The organism is Acinetobacter sp. BD54, assembly GCF_044778325.1.
Lineage (GTDB): Bacteria > Pseudomonadota > Gammaproteobacteria > Pseudomonadales > Moraxellaceae > Acinetobacter > Acinetobacter baumannii.
In genome coordinates this window covers 19440-35910 of record NZ_JANJEP010000003.1, presented here as the reverse complement: position 1 = coordinate 35910, position 16471 = coordinate 19440, and the positions used below count along the sequence as shown (strand labels likewise).

The 16471-nt window shown below is 39.3% G+C and carries 12 protein-coding genes and 4 tRNA genes; 10 read left to right on the top strand and 6 right to left on the bottom strand.

Going from position 1 to position 16471, the window contains the following annotated elements; translation table 11 throughout:
* Positions 1-164: 164 nt before the first annotated feature.
* The 3 genes from NQ782_RS05330 to NQ782_RS05320 all read left to right on the top strand — a co-directional run bounded on the left by NQ782_RS05330 (position 165) and on the right by NQ782_RS05320 (position 4277).
* On the top strand, positions 165-1250 hold the full coding sequence (locus tag NQ782_RS05330) for a hypothetical protein (RefSeq protein WP_057092922.1): 1086 nt from the start codon (positions 165-167) through the stop codon (positions 1248-1250).
* A 77-nt stretch (positions 1251-1327) separates the two neighbouring features.
* Complete coding sequence (gene rrtA / locus NQ782_RS05325; RefSeq protein WP_000651536.1) at positions 1328-1894, top strand: rhombosortase; 567 nt, start codon at positions 1328-1330, stop codon at positions 1892-1894.
* Positions 1895-2081: 187 nt separating this feature from the next.
* Positions 2082-4277 (top strand): TRAP transporter large permease subunit, encoded by a 2196-nt coding sequence (locus tag NQ782_RS05320; RefSeq protein WP_001158905.1) that lies wholly within the window; start codon positions 2082-2084, stop codon positions 4275-4277.
* A 147-nt stretch (positions 4278-4424) separates the two neighbouring features.
* Here NQ782_RS05320 and NQ782_RS05315 read toward each other — a convergent pair whose 3' ends face one another.
* From NQ782_RS05315 to rnr, 4 genes are all read right to left on the bottom strand, one after another.
* The gene (locus NQ782_RS05315) at positions 4425-4856 is read right to left on the bottom strand and encodes a hypothetical protein (protein WP_001130989.1); all 432 of its coding nucleotides are present in this window, start codon (positions 4854-4856) and stop codon (positions 4425-4427) included.
* 11 nt (positions 4857-4867) lie between these two features.
* The gene (locus NQ782_RS05310) at positions 4868-5077 is read right to left on the bottom strand and encodes a YheV family putative zinc ribbon protein (protein WP_000745518.1); all 210 of its coding nucleotides are present in this window, start codon (positions 5075-5077) and stop codon (positions 4868-4870) included.
* A 40-nt stretch (positions 5078-5117) separates the two neighbouring features.
* A complete protein-coding gene (locus tag NQ782_RS05305) occupies positions 5118-7172 on the bottom strand; it encodes a M3 family metallopeptidase (RefSeq protein WP_057092924.1) in 2055 nt (684 codons plus the stop codon).
* A 133-nt stretch (positions 7173-7305) separates the two neighbouring features.
* The gene (gene rnr / locus NQ782_RS05300; RefSeq protein ID WP_000165350.1) at positions 7306-9723 is read right to left on the bottom strand and encodes a ribonuclease R; all 2418 of its coding nucleotides are present in this window, start codon (positions 9721-9723) and stop codon (positions 7306-7308) included.
* 261 nt (positions 9724-9984) lie between these two features.
* Here rnr and NQ782_RS05295 point away from each other — a divergent pair.
* From NQ782_RS05295 to NQ782_RS05280, 4 genes are all read left to right on the top strand, one after another.
* Positions 9985-10075 (top strand) — tRNA-Ser (locus tag NQ782_RS05295).
* 10 nt (positions 10076-10085) lie between these two features.
* Positions 10086-10162 (top strand) — tRNA-Arg (locus NQ782_RS05290).
* A 39-nt stretch (positions 10163-10201) separates the two neighbouring features.
* Positions 10202-10278 (top strand) — tRNA-Arg (locus tag NQ782_RS05285).
* A gap of 107 nt (positions 10279-10385) precedes the next feature.
* On the top strand, positions 10386-10979 hold the full coding sequence (locus NQ782_RS05280) for an HAD-IB family hydrolase (protein WP_001046666.1): 594 nt from the start codon (positions 10386-10388) through the stop codon (positions 10977-10979).
* 59 nt (positions 10980-11038) lie between these two features.
* Here the strand turns inward: NQ782_RS05280 and NQ782_RS05275 are convergent, their stop codons facing one another.
* A complete protein-coding gene (locus tag NQ782_RS05275) occupies positions 11039-13585 on the bottom strand; it encodes a hypothetical protein (protein WP_156580613.1) in 2547 nt (848 codons plus the stop codon).
* 591 nt (positions 13586-14176) lie between these two features.
* On the opposite strand from NQ782_RS05275, the gene NQ782_RS05270 reads away from it, so the two are divergent.
* Positions 14177-14253, top strand: a tRNA-Arg gene (locus NQ782_RS05270).
* A 121-nt stretch (positions 14254-14374) separates the two neighbouring features.
* Here NQ782_RS05270 and NQ782_RS05265 read toward each other — a convergent pair.
* On the bottom strand, positions 14375-15067 hold the full coding sequence (locus tag NQ782_RS05265) for a nitroreductase family protein (RefSeq protein ID WP_000007414.1): 693 nt from the start codon (positions 15065-15067) through the stop codon (positions 14375-14377).
* 224 nt (positions 15068-15291) lie between these two features.
* On the opposite strand from NQ782_RS05265, the gene NQ782_RS05260 reads away from it, so the two are divergent.
* Positions 15292-15789, top strand: coding sequence for a YcxB family protein (locus tag NQ782_RS05260; protein WP_000139385.1), 498 nt, complete (start codon positions 15292-15294; stop codon positions 15787-15789).
* A 39-nt stretch (positions 15790-15828) separates the two neighbouring features.
* Positions 15829-16470 carry a fumarylacetoacetate hydrolase family protein gene (locus NQ782_RS05255; protein WP_000857682.1) on the top strand — a complete coding sequence of 214 codons (642 nt, stop codon included), beginning with the start codon at positions 15829-15831 and terminating at the stop codon, positions 16468-16470.
* The last annotated feature ends 1 nt before the right edge of the window (position 16471 follow it).

Below are 16471 nucleotides of genomic sequence, written 5' to 3'. Positions count from 1 at the left end.
TTTGCCTAAAATTTTTGTTTCCCTGAAAAACTGTCAATTTTATCTGCTGTGAAGTGTGTCAAAGTATAAGCGCTACAATTAGAGTAATTACTCTTTTATTCAAGATATGCATCTGCTAATGTACATCTGAAAAGGAAAAAACAAATTACATCGAGGACAGGAAGATGTCTAAAGTCCAAAAAATATGCCAAGGTTTGGCGGTAAGTTTTCTTGCAGCTTCAGTTTTATCAGGTTGTTCATACATCGTGAAAAGCGGAGCAAATGTTGCTTTAGGTTTTACGGAAAAGCACGTCGTTCCACCTATTTTGGCAATGCAAGATGCTGAAATGGTCTGTAATACTGGTAGTGCCTTAACTCCTGCAATTATGTCGACTAAAGGTATGGGTGCAGATCCTACTCGTGTTGCTGTCTTAATGTATGCTGCTTCAGGTGTCTGCGCGGAAAACCAAGCATTAGAACAGGAGTTACGTTATTTGCGCGCTTCAAAAGCAGGGCAGGTAACAGAAGCTCAAGATGCACGTATTGCACAGAAGCGTTGGGCTGCAATTGCTGCTGAGCGACAATATGCAGGCTATAAGCTCTTTGCTGATCGTTGGGAATCTAAATATAAATATCATTTAGGTGACTCTTGTCCGACAATGCGTAGTGATATTGACCAAACTGTATATTTACTTGGGATGATTAGTGGTCTTCAAGCTGTGACCAACGACATTAACTCTGGCGGTTCTGTCAATGTTCCGAAAGATATTGCTGCTATTGTAGAGCGCGGTATGGTCTGCCTTGATAACCAAAAATTCTGGGGCGCACCAAATGCAACGCGCGCAGTGATCTGGACTTTATTACCAGGCGCTAATGAAGGGAAGCCTGATCCATATGAAACTTTAAAACAGTCCGTGCAAATTGGTGAACAAAAAGGTGTTCGTTTATCTCATGCATTATATGCCGTAGCTGCTCAAGCGAGTGGTGACGATGCCAAAATCCGTGATGCATTAAAAACTTATGCCGCATCTCAAGCAGATGACAAACCTGTCAATCCGAACTTTAAATTAATCGATAGTATGGCTGGTTTAATTGTGCGCGGTATTTCTGACCGTTACTGGACTGAGCATACTGGTGTTCGTACCGGTGATGACGGTATGTCTCATTTCTGGGATGAGAAAAATGAAGGCTCAGCTGAATTGGATGAGTTGTTTGATGGTGGAGCTGCATCGGAAGCCCCAGCTGACACGAATACTGCACCTGCACAGTAAATAGATCTGAAGGAACTCACTCTTTACGGTTACTGACTGTAGTAATCGTAAGGAGGCTGGTTTAAAAGGAGTGTGCTATGAAAGATCATGTACTCAATAAAAAAGTGCTTTTGGTCGCAGGGTGCATTTCTGTTTCTGCATGTTTACAAGTGTTTCCGGATTATTTTATCTATTGGCGTGAAAGCTTACTCGGCGAGTTCTGGCGTTTATGGACAGCACACTGGGTACATGTCGGATGGATTCACTTTCTTTTAAATATGATGGCATTTGCGTGTTTGCCTTTCATATTTCCCCATACCAAAGTGTGGCACATTTTAAGTCTTCTTTTTCTTTTACCACCTTTTATTAGCTTGGTGTTCTATTTTTATTTGCCCAATATCGATGCATATGCAGGCCTTTCTGGGGTACTCCATGGGTTATATACCGCAGTTGCTTTGGTTTACTTGCAATACCGTAAAGAAAGGAATTTTGCATTTCTGGTCTTAGGTTTAATTGTTGCAAAGTTGATTTGGGAAAATACATTTGGGCAAACAGGAACAGCCCAGCTCATTGGTAGTCCAGTTTTAACTGAAGCTCATCTATATGGGGCGATTGGTGGTGCAATCTTTGGAGGATGCTATTGGCTCATACAAAGATTCAAATAGAAAGATTGACAATACAAACTGTTAAAAAAGTGATTTTAGTCATTCTTTATTGATAAAGTTTGATGCAAATTTGATCGTTGAATAAAGGGATTGGTAGAAGGGGGATGGACGATACCCCTGACCAAGGAAATTGCATGACTCAAAGCCTTTGTTATGAGGGATTTGAGAGAACAAAATTGGAATATTTATGCAAGAATATCAAGAAAAAAGATCTGGATTAGGTCTGCTGGGTTATATCTGGAATGAATGGATCTCAACATTCATTATCCTCATTTTACTATTGATGACGCTCATAATTGGTACCGGGGAAATGATCCACGGTCAATTATTACGTATCGGGGAACGTCTTTATGGTGACCCTGCTACAGGCATGCAATATTCATTCTTGCGTGCTGAGCCTGAAAAGCCGACTTGTGATCGACATCCGAATATTGATGCTCAAGTAAAAGAGCAGATGAAAGCAAATGCATCTGATGATTTTGCGAGCTTCTTTGGTGCTGCATCGGAAAGTGATGTCCGTGCATCCTTACTAGCAGCACAGCAGCAATGTGAAGAAAAATATCAGGCTTACGACAAAACTATTAAATATATCGAAGCAAACCCGGGCGTACGTACTTATCGTGCGATCGAAACAGGTTTCTTTGGTATTTTTAAATTCGGTACAGAAAACCGTGCCATTTTACTGGTCTTTATGGTACTGATTTCAGCGATTACTGCATCATTGAAATATCACCATATTGGCTTGCGTAATCCAGCAACAAAAATAGATTACAAAGTGTATTCTCTGTTTATGTTGATTGGTAATGCGCTACTGAGCTTCTCGGTCATTAGCCAGTATCGTTCAGTCATTAATTCCGGGGTAACACCTACTTATGAAACAGTAACGATTTACTGGATATGGATGATTCTGTTTGTTGTTCTGACCTTAATTAGTCTGTATCAACTATTTGTTTCACCTCCACCAAAACGTGAAGGCGGTAATATAGGTTTAGCCTTACTTTCTGTACCTTTATATGCCTATATGGCACTAATTACAGGTATTGTATTTACGTTCTTTATGGATTATCCAATGGGGCAAGGGATTTACCTTGGTTTATTGGTTGAGTTCTCGGGTATCTTCTTAAATCTTGCCTTATTTATTTGGGCGGGTATGTTACTCACGCAAACCCGTGTTATGGACTTGTTCTTAAATGTACTTCGTCCATGGAACTTGGCGCCAGAAACCTTAACTTGGTTAATTCTGATTGCTGCTGCTGTACCGACTGCTTATACCGGTGCTTCGGGGATTTTCGTTATCGCGGCTGGTGCGATTATTTATAAGGAAGTTTGGAACGCAGGCGCTCGCCGTCAATATGCATTAGCTGTATCTGCAATGTCTGGCTCCCTAGGGGTGGTTGTACGTCCATGTCTCTTGGTCGTTCTAATTGCGATGTTGGATAGTCGTCATGTTACATCTGATGAATTATTCGGACATGGTATTTATGTCTTCTGGCTAACAGCATTTATTTTCTTGGGTGTATCTCTTTTATTGGCTGAAGAAAAGTTCCGTGTGAACTCGCCAAAAGTGGCACTACCAGGTATGGCACGAGCTTTCGTACCAGTTATTCCATATATCTTAATTACTGTAGTTGTCCTTGCATTTTATAAATATGCATTAGATACAGGAATGAATGAATTTACTGCACCAGTGATTCTGCCACTCGTGCTTATTGCGATGATTCTGTACGATAAAATGGTTATGCCTAAAGAGGCGCCAGCTTTAAATATTCATGAGGCGATTGTTCGTGAGCATGAAAAGAAATCACCATTCTTACAGACTCATGATCCGCATAGTTCACAGTTCCGTCTTGGTTTTGGTGGTGCATTACGTTTTGCGACATCAGAAACAGTGGGACATATCGGTGCCTTAATTATTTTGATGGCATTGTCTGCAAGTGTAGGTGGTTTAATTGAACGCTCTGAAGTGGTCGAATTATTACCAACTCATTTAGGCAGTATCTATATATCACTGGCATGTATTGCACTGTTACTTGCAATTATTGGTATGTGTACAGATCCATTTGGTGCCGTAATTTTAGTGGCAGCAACTATTGCTCCTGTAGCTTACGAAAATGGTATTCATCCAATTCACTTCTGGATGATTGTATTGGTCGCATTCGAATTTGGTTATGTAACGCCGCCAGTTGCCTTGAACCATCTATTAACGCGGTTATCCGTTGGTGATGATGAGGTGAATGCTGCCGATGCAGAAGCGAAAGAGAAGTACACAAGTTTCTACTACCGATATGAACGCTGGTTATTACCAATTATTGTCTTGTTCTCATCATTGGTATTGGTAACTTATGCACCACTAATACTGAAATTATTTGGTTGGTATAAGTAATTTAAATATATAAGCCGAGCAAAAACACTCTCTTTAAGAGGGTGTTTTTTTATGTGGTAGTTATTTTGAACATATAAATTTTTAGTAAATAAAAAGCTAGCTCAGAGTGAACTAGCTTTTTGCATCATATCTAGAGTTAAACAAATACTATTGTTGTTTAACCTGAGCCTCAAGAAGCTTCACTTGCTCTTCTTTTAGCTTAATAAGTTGATCTGCATCAGCATGTTGAGCTTTTAGTGTCGCTTCCTGATCTTGCAATTGACGATGAATATCATTGAGTTTAGACACTTCTTCTTTAGCTAAAGATTCTTGAGCAGGGATTGGTTGCTTGAGCACATCTTCATTCACAAGTTGCTGTGAGTTAGCGGTTTGTGTTTGAACTACGGGTTCCGAGCTTTCAGAGGGTTTTGTAGTTTTTTCAGGAGCTGGTACCGAGGCTGGTTGTGGATCAACCATTGGCGCTGATGTTTCAGTTTTTTTGAAAAACCATTGTGCTGCGAAAAAAAGCACGACGAGAATGCTTAAGCCCCCAATTAAAATCCACAATAGTTTTGAGTTTTGTTTTCTTTGTAGTGGCATGTCTAAGACCTTTAGTCAGAACGACGAGGCTTGAACTGTATTACCCCAATTTCATCAGGTATAGCGGGCGTTTCAGGCTCATCAATATGAGTCGGACGATTTTCGCTATAACCGCATTCGATACATTCAATCCATTCGTCTTCAGCGGTGGTTAGCATGACAATCCGATCTATGGCTTCACATTTTGGACATTTAGCCCCAGCAATGAAACGTTTTTTCATCTTTATCACCCTAACCACACGATCAATTTAGGCCCATAGTTTAAGCGGTTTTGTTATCATTCGTCCAACCTTGATGACGTAACAATGCATCAATTTTTGGCTCACGACCGCGGAAATTCACAAATGCTTCAAGAGCAGTATCTTTCCCACCCACCGCTAAAATTGCCTGACGGAACTCTTTACCCGTTTGAGTATTGAAAATACCTTCATTTTCAAAACGGTCAAAGGCATCACTTGCTAAAACTTCTGCCCATTTGTAAGAGTAGTAACCTGCTGCATAGCCGCCTGCAAAAATATGACTAAAGCTATGCTGGAAACGGTTGTAGTCCACGGTTGGAACTACTGCATATTGTTTGCGAATATCATTTAAAGTCTGCTGAATTTGCTCACTATTCAACGCAGGAGTTTTGGTGTGAATAGTTAAGTCAAATAAGGCAAATTCAAGCTGACGTAAAGTTTGCATACCAGACTGGAAGAAACGTGCATTTAATAAAGCATCAAGTAACTCTTGAGGTAAAGTCTGCTTGCTCTCAATATGCTCACTTAAAACATCAAGACTTTCTTTATCCCATGACCAGAATTCCATAAACTGACTTGGTAACTCGACTGCATCCCAAGCAACGCCGTGAGTACCTGCAACTGAGATATTATCTACTTCAGTAAGCATATGGTGTAAGCCATGACCAAACTCGTGGAATAAGGTAATGACTTCATCATGGGTGAGTAAGGCTGGTTGGTTACCTACAGGTGGAGTGAAGTTACACACCATATAGCAAATTGGTTTTTGTAAACCATGAACAGTTTGCATACGTGAGCGGAAACCACTCATCCATGCTCCACCACGTTTCCCTGTGCGCGCATATAAATCAAAGAAGAAGCCGCCAATGACTTCACCTTGGTCTTCTAACTCAAAATAACGTGCATCTGGATGCCAAACAGGAGCTTCACGTTCAACGATGTTAATACCATATAGACGCTGTACGATCTGGAATAATCCCTGAATCACTTTTGGTGCAGGGAAGTAAGGTTTTAAAGCTTCTTGTGATAAGTTGAATTGTTGTTGTTTAAGCTTTTCAGAATAGTAAGTGGTATCCCAAGGTTTAAGCTCATCAATACCATCTTGTTTGGCAATAGCTTGGAGTTCGGCAAATTCTTGAAGTGCAGGGGTACGTGCATGCTCAGCTAGGTCGACCAAAAAGTCATGAACTGTTTTGACATCAGGAGCCATTTTGCTGGCAAGAGAATATTCAGCATAGTTATTAAAACCGAGTAGTTTTGCCATTTCTTGGCGAAGACTCAGGATTTCTTCCATAATTTTGCTGTTGTCAAATTCTGTTTGCTCAGACTGATCTGATGCACGTGTGACATAAGCTTTATAAAGCTCTTCTCGCAAGGCACGATCATCGGCATAGGTCATGATGGCAAAATAAGCTGGAAAATCTAAAGTTGCGACCGCTTGATCAAGCTCACGCTGTTTGCCGTACTGTTTTAATAACTCAACATTACTTTCCGGAAGACCTTTTAATTGGTCTTCTGTCAGTGGTTTAAAATAAGCCTGTGTCGCATCAAGTACATGGTTTGAGAAGTCAGAAGAAAGCTGTGAAAGACGTGCAGAAATTTCAGCGTAACGTTTTTTTTCTTCACCCTCTAAAGCAACACCAGAAAGTTTAAAATCACGTAAAGCGAGACGGATGGCACTTTGTTGCGCAGGGCTTAGCTTTGAATAGCTCTGACCATCATGAATGAGTTGATAGGTCTGATATAACGCCGTGTGTTGTCCAAGCTGAGTGTAATATTCACTTAAAGCGGGTAATAGTGATTGATAGACTTCTCTGGTTTCAGCATTGTTCATCACAGCATTTAAATGTGACAACACTCCCCATGATTCACTGAGGTTATTTTCAAGTGCATCAATTTGTTCAAGTACGGCAAGTTGCTGATCTGTCTCGGATGGTGCAGCCGTAAGGGTGTTTAAAAACTCTTGTCCTGCTTGGATCGCCTGTTGAATATCTTGTTTTAAATTATCTAATGTAATTTGATCAAAGCGGGGAGTAGGTAGAGTCGCTTGCTGTAAAGTCATTGCTAATAGCCACATTATTTTTTAAACATAGTATTAGATGTAGGTATTGTTAGGCAGGAAATCAAGTTTAATTTAAAAAATAAACGTTTTAAAAACATTAAGCCCCCATTTTGGGAGCTTAATCATAATTAATGCAAATACCTATGAATTAGTCAGCCTTAGACTTGGCGTTTGACTTTTTCTTTTTAGGTTTCGCTTTTTTCTTTACTTTTTCTGGTTTGGCCTCTGCTTTTGTAGAGGTTTTCTTACCAGACTTTTTACTATATGAACTTGGTTTGCCTTTTTCCTTCTTTTTACGGACAGGTTTTTCACCATCAGTTGATACAGACGGTTTACCAAAAACTTCTTCTGTTGCTTGGGTGCTTGTTTTGGTTGTGCGTGGAGCACGACTACGAACTACACGTCCAGCATGAGTAACTTGTTTAATGAGTTGGAAATCGATTTTACGCTCTTCTAGATTTACACCAGCAACTTGAATTTTAACTTCGTCGCCTAAACCGAAGACTTGACCACGATTTTGTCCAATGAGGTTTTGACTTGCTTGATCGTAAATAAAGAAATCATCGCCAAGTTGGCTAATGTGAATCATGCCATCAACATAAAGATCTTTAAGAGTAACAAATAGGCCAAATTCAGTTACCGCACTCACAATACCAATGAACTCATCACCTAAATGTTGTTGCATATAGTGACATTTCAACCAAGTCGTTACGCTGCGGGATGCTTCATCGGCACGGCGTTCTGTTTGAGAGAAATGTTCACCTGCATCATCTAAAGCTGCACCGGAAAGTGGGTAAGGCTTTTGTTTTAGATGAGCTTTAATTGCACGATGTAACAATAAGTCCGGGTAGCGGCGAATTGGTGAAGTGAAATGTGTATAAGCTTCATAAGCTAGACCATAGTGACCTGCATTTTTGGCACCATAGTAAGCTTGCATCATTGAGCGTAATAACACGGCGTGAATGCTTGGCGCATCAATACGGTCTTTAGTTGCCTCAATAACTTTTTGATAGTCTGCCTGAGTTGGTTGGTCAGGGAAAGGTAAACCCAATAGTTTTACAAAATCTTTTACTTTTTGAATACGTGAGAATTCAGGTGCCTCATGTACACGATACAACATCGGAATATCATGTTCTAAGGCATATTCTGCTGCTGCTACATTGGCAAGCAACATACACTCTTCAATAAGCTTATGAGCATCATTACGTGTACGAGGTAAAATTTCTTTAATTCCACCTAACTCGTCAAAGGTCATATAAGTTTCAATGGTTTCAAACTCCATTGCATGACGATCAACACGTAAGTTTTTCAAAATCTGGTAAAGCTGGAAAAGTGTATTTAGCGATTTATGAATATCACGATCTTTTGGAATTGCATCAGTTGCACCTTCAAAATATTGTCCTACTTGTGTATAGGTCAAACGTGCTTTTGAATGCATGACTGCCGGATAAAATTCATAACCTGTAACACGACCCGTACGAGAAAGTTTTAGGTCACAGACCATGCATAGACGATCTACGTGTGGGTTAAGTGAGCACAATCCATTTGATAATGCTTCTGGTAGCATTGGTAAAACAAAATGTGGGAAATAAACCGAAGTGCCGCGTTCTTCAGCTTCTTCATTTAATGCCGAATCTAAACGTACATAATGGCTCACATCGGCAATTGCAACGACAACTCGGTAACCACCACCAGGACGTTTTTCCGCATATACTGCATCATCGAAATCTCGCGCATCTTCACCATCGATTGTGACAAGTGCCAAGTCTCTTAAATCAACTCGACCTTCGCGATCTTGTTCAGCAGGTTCTTTGAAACTTTCAGCTTCTTTTATAACTTCATCTGGAAATTCGTAAGGCAAACCAAACTCTAAAATGGTTTGCGGAATAATAATTTCAGTATCGGCTTTATCTGCCATAGACTGAATAATATGTGCCGTTGCAAATTCTTCCCGGGTTGGGTAAGTGTCTATAGCAACACGAAGCATATCGCCGACATTTGCTTTAGCATGTTCAACCAACTCTTTTTCTAGTGGGATAGGTTGGTGCTGATTTGGATTGTTGGGCTGAATAAAATATTCGCCGTCATGTACCGACAATTTACCAATTAATTGTTTTACACGATGCTGTATAACTTCGGTAATGAAACCCCACGGTTTACCTTTGCGATCTACCGATGTCTGCCGAACACGGACCCGATCACCATTAAAGACTAAACGTAACTCACGCTCAGGTAATAATAAATCATCTTGACCATCAATATGTGCTGTACCCAAACCTTTACTATTAATATAGACAGTTGCTTCATAGGTAGGTTGGTCTGCCACCAACTGAAACTTAAAACCATCCTTCATAAGTTGGCCATCACGAACCATAGCACTTAAGCGATGACTTAAGGCTTCAATACTTTTCTGATCTTGAATATGAAAATGGTCAACAAGTTCTGCATGAGATTGCGGTGTTTGCAATTGTTCCAACGTATCTAAAATAAGAGTACGGCTTGGAATAGGATTGTCATAACGTTCAGCTTCGGCTTTTGCTTCGGGGTCAACCCAGTTTTTTGTCATGTCGTTTGGTTTCATGCTTGGCAGATAGGTTTAGCATAAGACATGCAGACCAGAACTGCACGTTCAGGTTTGCAATAATGTGTTATGCACTACTGTGTTGAAATAAAGAAATAATATCTATCTTAACAAGCGTTTGATTGAAAAAGGCGAAAAGAATACGAAAATTGTTTAAAAAATATTTAATTGAACGAAAAAACAAGAAAATTTCAGTATCATGACTTGAACAATGTAGTTTTAGTTTGTATTATGGCGGCTCGTTCCGGTGAGGTGGATGAGTGGCTGAAATCACTTCCCTGCTAAGGAAGCATACCTATTACTGGTATCGAGGGTTCGAATCCCTCTCTCACCGCCATTTACTTAATGCGCTCATAGCTCAGCTGGATAGAGCACTTGGCTACGAACTAAGGGGTCGGGAGTTCGAATCTCTCTGAGCGCACCAAGTAAAATCGAACGAATCGCTGAAAAGCACACAAGTTACGCGCTCATAGCTCAGCTGGATAGAGCACTTGGCTACGAACTAAGGGGTCGGGAGTTCGAATCTCTCTGAGCGCACCAACTTGAAGAATTAACCGCTTTTATAGCGGTTTTTTTGTATCTGCTATTTATTAATTTTTAAAAATCTAAATTTTATAACTTTTTAATTATATTAGAGATAACGATAAATGAATCTGGCTTTATTCGATTTTGATGGCACGATCACCCATAATGATACCTTCAGTTTATTCCTTAAATTTTCTTTGAGTAAAAAAACTCAAATATTAGGTGGCATCCGTCTTGCACCTTATATAGCGGGTTATAAGCTTGGGTGGGTAACGGATAAAACGATCCGTACTAAGCTCTGCCAAGTGGGATATATCGGCTATGATGCAGCTTCTTTGATATGCAAAGGACAAGAGTTTGCTAAAAAAGTAATTCCTTCCTGTATTCGTGAAAATGCTTTAGAACGCATTCTCTGGCATAAACAACAGGGAGATCAGGTCGTTGTTGTATCCGCTTCATTAAGTGTTTACTTGGAAAGTTGGTGTAAATCTTTAGATCTGGATGTTATCTGTAATCAACTTGAAATAGATAATGGTATTTTGACAGGTTATTTTATTGATGGTGATTGTGGTTATTTAGAAAAAGTAAATAGAATAAAAAATAAATATGACTTAACTCAATATTCTATAATCTATGCTTATGGTGATACACCTAATGATTATGCAATGTTGGAGTTAGCTCATAGAAAATATTATAAATGGCAAGAGATTAATTAATATTTAAAAATATATTAAAAAAGAAAGCCACTTATATAAAGTGGCTTTCTTTGTAATTATTAAACAGTATTGAATGAGTTTTCTAGGAAGTTATCAGTAAGTAATGATGTCGGTACGATCGTATGCGTTGTATTTGTTACGCTAGATACTGTAGAAGTTACACCACCGAGTAAGCTACCACCAGTTAATCCACCTAGCAAATTAGAAATAACATCTAAACTGCCTTCACCAGTAACACCACCCGTTAAGCTTCCAACGATATCCGTTACGATACCGATAGGGTTATCTGTACCGCCAGTAATACCACCAGTTAAACCGCCGAGCAGATCAGTGACTACGCCAAGCGGACTGTCGCCGCCTACGCTACCAGTTAAACCGCCGAGAAGGTCAGTGACTACACCAAGCGGACTGTCGCCGCCTACGCTACCAGTTAAACCACCAAGTAAATCAGTTACTAATCCTAGTGGGCTATCTCCGCCAGTTACGCCACCAATAGTTCCTGTTACTCCGCCAATGATTTCAGTTACTAAACCAGTTGCAGTTGTACCATTTGTAATAAGCGTATCGAGAATACCGGTAGCCGATTCAGTAGCGCCTTGAATATCACCGCCGACTAAATCAGAAACAACTTCAAGAGCACCATTGACTGTGTCACGAGACGTTTCGAAAGTTAATGTGCCAAGGTCTGCAATTTCAGAAACTGGATGTTCTGCTTGAGGTAATACACCAATAATAGTGTCGGCTACTGTATCAATACCAGTGTTAATAATTTCAGTTTTTAAGCTTTCAACGCCTTGAAGAATATCGATACCGCCTTGAACAACATCGATTACTGGAGAAATAGGAGATGTACCGCCACCAATAATGCCACCGGTTACGCCGCCGATAATGTCAGTTACTACACCAAGCGGATTGTCACCACCGATACCGCCAGTAACACCACCGATAATATCAGTTACTACACCAAGCGGATTGTCACCACCGATACCGCCAGTAACACCGCCGATAATATCAGTTACTACGTCAAGAGGATTATCACCACCGATACCACCAGTAACACCACCGATGATGTCAGTTACTACACCAAGAGGATTGTCACCGCCAATACCGCCAGTAACACCACCGATAATGTCAGTCACTACACCAAGCGGATTATCACCGCCGATACCGCCAGTAACACCACCGATGATGTCAGTTACTACGCCAAGAGGATTGTCACCGCCAATACCACCAGTAACGCCGCCGATAATGTCAGTTACTACGCCAAGAGGGTTATTACCGCCGATACCACCAGTAATACCACCGATGATGTCAGTTACTACACCAAGCGGATTGTCACCACCGATACCACCAGTTACGCCGCCGATAGTACCTGTTACGCCACCAAGAATATCAGTAACAATTCCAGTCGCTGTTGAACCATTCTGAATAAGTGTTCCTAGAATACCGGTTGCATTTTCAGTAGCACCTTGAATATCGCCACCGACTAAATCAGAAACAACTTCAAGAGCACCATTGACCGTGTCACGAGACGTTTCGAAAGTTAGTGTGCCAAGGTCTGCAATTTCAGAAATTGGATGCTCAGCTTGAGGTAATACACCAATAACTGCATCAGCTACAGTTTCAATGCCTGTATTAATAATTTCAGTTTTTAGGCTTTCAACGCCTTGAAGAATATCGATACCGCCTTGAACAACATCAATAACTGGAGAAATAGGAGATGTACCGTCACCAATAATGCCACCGGTTACGCCGCCGATAATATCAGTTACTACGCCAAGAGGGTTATCACCACCAACACCGCCAGCTACACCGCCAATAATATCTGTAATCACTTCAAGTGGGTTGCCATCAACACCGCCAGTTACACCACCGATAATATCTGTAATCACTTCAAGTGGGTTGCCATCAACACCACCAGTTACGCCACCAATAACATCAGTAACACTTCCAACCACACCAGTGACAATACCTGTAGCAGTTGTGCCATTTGTAATAAGCGTATCGAGAATACCGGTCGCTGATTCAGTAGCGCCTTGAATATCACCACCGACTAAATCAGAAACAACTTCAAGAGCACCATTGACTGTGTCACGAGAAGTTTCAAAAGTTAATGTGCCAAGGTCTGCAATTTCAGAAACTGGATGCTCAGCTTGAGGTAATACACCAATAACTGCATCAGCTACAGTTTCAATGCCTGTATTAATAATTTCAGTTTTTAAGCTTTCAACGCCTTGAAGAATATCAATGCCGCCTTGAACAACATCGATTACTGGAGAGATTGGAGAAGTTCCGCCGACAACACCACCCGTTACGCCGCCAATAATATTGGTTACAGTATCAATTGGGTTTGTAGACCCTACAGTACCTGTTACTGTACCAACTACATTAGAAACTAAGTCTGTGGTTGTATGTGAAACTGTATCGGTTACAGTTGAAATCACATTAGAAAGTAAGCCTGTTGTTGAAACATTAGCAATGTTGATATCAGAAACATTTACATTAACAGAGGAACCTGTGTTTACTACAGGGGTTATCGATACAATATTACCCAGGTCCTGAGTAACTTTTGATATTGAAGAGACGAGATTTTTCAGTAAGAACATGGTGGTCTATTTCCTGTGTATTTATGTATTTTTAAGTAAGTATTTATATATTGCGTTACGCAATTATTGAGATATGTATCGCAATAATTAAAAATTAGTATTGTGTAGATCTCAAAAAGTGTCAATGTATATTTCTACTCAAATAAATTGATACTTATAATATTTTGACAATTAGTTATTCTTTAGATTTAGACATAAAAATAATAATTTTTTTTATAATATATTCTTTATAGATAAATACATTTTTTCTTTATTTTTTTATTATTTTTTATGAATATTAAAGCTAACTAATTTTACTTATAAAAAGACTTTTGCATAAGTAGAAATATTTTATTTATATAATCCTGACTAAAAAACTAGACTTTTGTTTCTGCCAATTTGGCCAAAATGCCCAAATTAGATACGAGAAATAGAGAACTTTAATTGAAAAAAAATATTTCAAATACATTTTATAGGCAATCATCTCGACTTTTTTGAAGCTAATCTACTTAAATATTTCATTATGGCTAAGAACTAGACGCTTGATGACAAAAAGATGAAAAATGTCTTTCTAAAATGAAAAAACTGCGTATAATGCCCTCCATCAAGTACGCGCTCATAGCTCAGCTGGATAGAGCACTTGGCTACGAACTAAGGGGTCGGGAGTTCGAATCTCTCTGAGCGCACCACTTGAAGAATTAATCGCTAGATATAGCGGTTTTTTTGTGCCTATTTTTTATATTTTTTTAATAAAGAAAGCTGGTACTTGTGATAACCAGCTTTAAAAAAATCTAAATTCGAAGCTATTTATTAGCCGAATGTTTTGAAGCGGCTTTCATCATCAATAAAAGCTTTTTCGCCTGCTGCGCCTTCAATAGAACCAAAAACTAGCTGAGCTCTTAGTTTCCATTCTGCTGGGATATTAAATGAGGTATTAATTTTCTCATCAATAATTGGATTGTAGTGTTGCAATGAAGCACCAATATTTTGTTCAGCTAATACATTCCAAACTGCAAATTGAGCAATTGCTGTTGAATGTTCTGACCAGATCGGAAAATTATCGGCATAAAGTTCAAATTGCTCTTGTAAGCTTTTAATAACGCTCTGGTCTTCATAAAACAGAACTGTACCTGCGCCTGCTGCAAAGCTTTGAATTTTTTGTTCTGTTCCAGATACCGCTTCAGCTGGGATAATGGTTTTTAAAACTTCTAGAACTGTATTCCAGAATTTATGATGTGATTGTCCAAATAAGATCACAGCGCGAGATGATTGAGAGTTAAAAGCTGAAGGGCTGTGTCTTATTGCTTCTTGAATTAACTTTTCAATCTCATCATTTGATTGGCTTAAGTTATTGCCAATTGCATAAATAGAGCGGCGGTTTTTAATGAGTTCTATAAAAGAGGTTTCATTTGAAGGTTCTAGCTCTTGAGCAGCTTTCAAAGCCACATCTTCTTGAGCTGTTGTTTTTTGTTTGAAGCCAAATAGTTTTGCAAAGAAAGACATGACGAATTCCACGAAAAGAGACAATAGAAGCATTCTATAAATTTAAAAATATGAAATAAGCCTTATAAATATGAATCTACGTTCTATATATGAAACGCATAAGTAGCTTGTACTAATAAAAGCTTTACAGTTAAAGCAAAAATAAAAAATCACTTTTGATTCATTTTAAAGCGTAGATGAATATGCTCTAATAGTTTCGATTTATTCAATATTGATACATTGTGATGACCGAGCAAAAAAGCGCTTTATCTTTACGTTATTATTTAAATTTAGAAGAGTCTCAAGACGGATTTGGCTTGGTGACATTCGGAAAGAAACAATTCACACGGTTTTTGACACCTGTTATTAGTATTGCAATTATTATTTGGGGCTTATATTTAGGCTTTTCAGGTGTTGGCCGCTACTATGTTGCTTTAGGCGTTTTCTTCTTGGTTATGCAAGGTCTAATGCGCTACTGGCTTTTACCTATGATGTTTAAACGTCAATTTGTACGTTATCAATTTGGTAAGAGCGAGCAAGGAATCGATTTATATCAAGATTATTTTGAGCTCTATGCTGCTGGGCGTAAACAAGCTGTACAGTATAGTGAAGTGCAGACTTTTGCTAAAGGCAAGCTGACTTATATGCTTGAGCTTAAAAATAAAACGGTCATTATTGTGCCGAAACGTGCATTTGCTCAGGCTTCAGATCAAACTATATTTGAAAATACATTTAAGAAATAAGTTATTGGAATTATTAGCCGCAACAATAAAGGAAGCTTCATGAAAACACGTCCTTCAAAAATCGTTTGTGTGGGCAGAAGTTATGCTGATCATGTAAAAGAACTGAACAATGCAATGCCAGGACGTCCGGTGTTATTTATCAAACCACCAAGTAGTTTGATTGGTTTAGATGAAGGCATTTCATGGAATCCTGCGTGGGGTAGTTGTCATTTCGAATGTGAATTTGTTTTACGCATTGATCAGCCACTAAAAGGAGAAACTGATCCGCAAAAAGTATTGCAGGCTATTGGTGCAGTGACTTTAGGATTGGATTTAACATTACGTGACTTGCAAAATGAGTTAAAAGATAAAGGCCAACCTTGGGAAAGAGCAAAGGCTTTTGATGGTTCATGTGTGCTTGCAGACTGGGTAGATGTAAGTGAAATTACGAACTGGGAAGAGACTAGATTTAATTTCCATATTAATGATGAATTACGTCAAGACGGTAATACCGCTTTGCTCATGTTTAATATTGCTTATCTTTTAGTAGATATTAATCAGGTGTTCTCACTTGAGCCAGGCGATGTTATTATGACGGGTACACCCGCAGGTGTAGGGCCATTAAATGCTGGCGATCAGCTAAAAATGACTTTGAAAGGTGCTACTCAAGATTTTGTTTGGGAAACATTTGTTAAAGCATAAT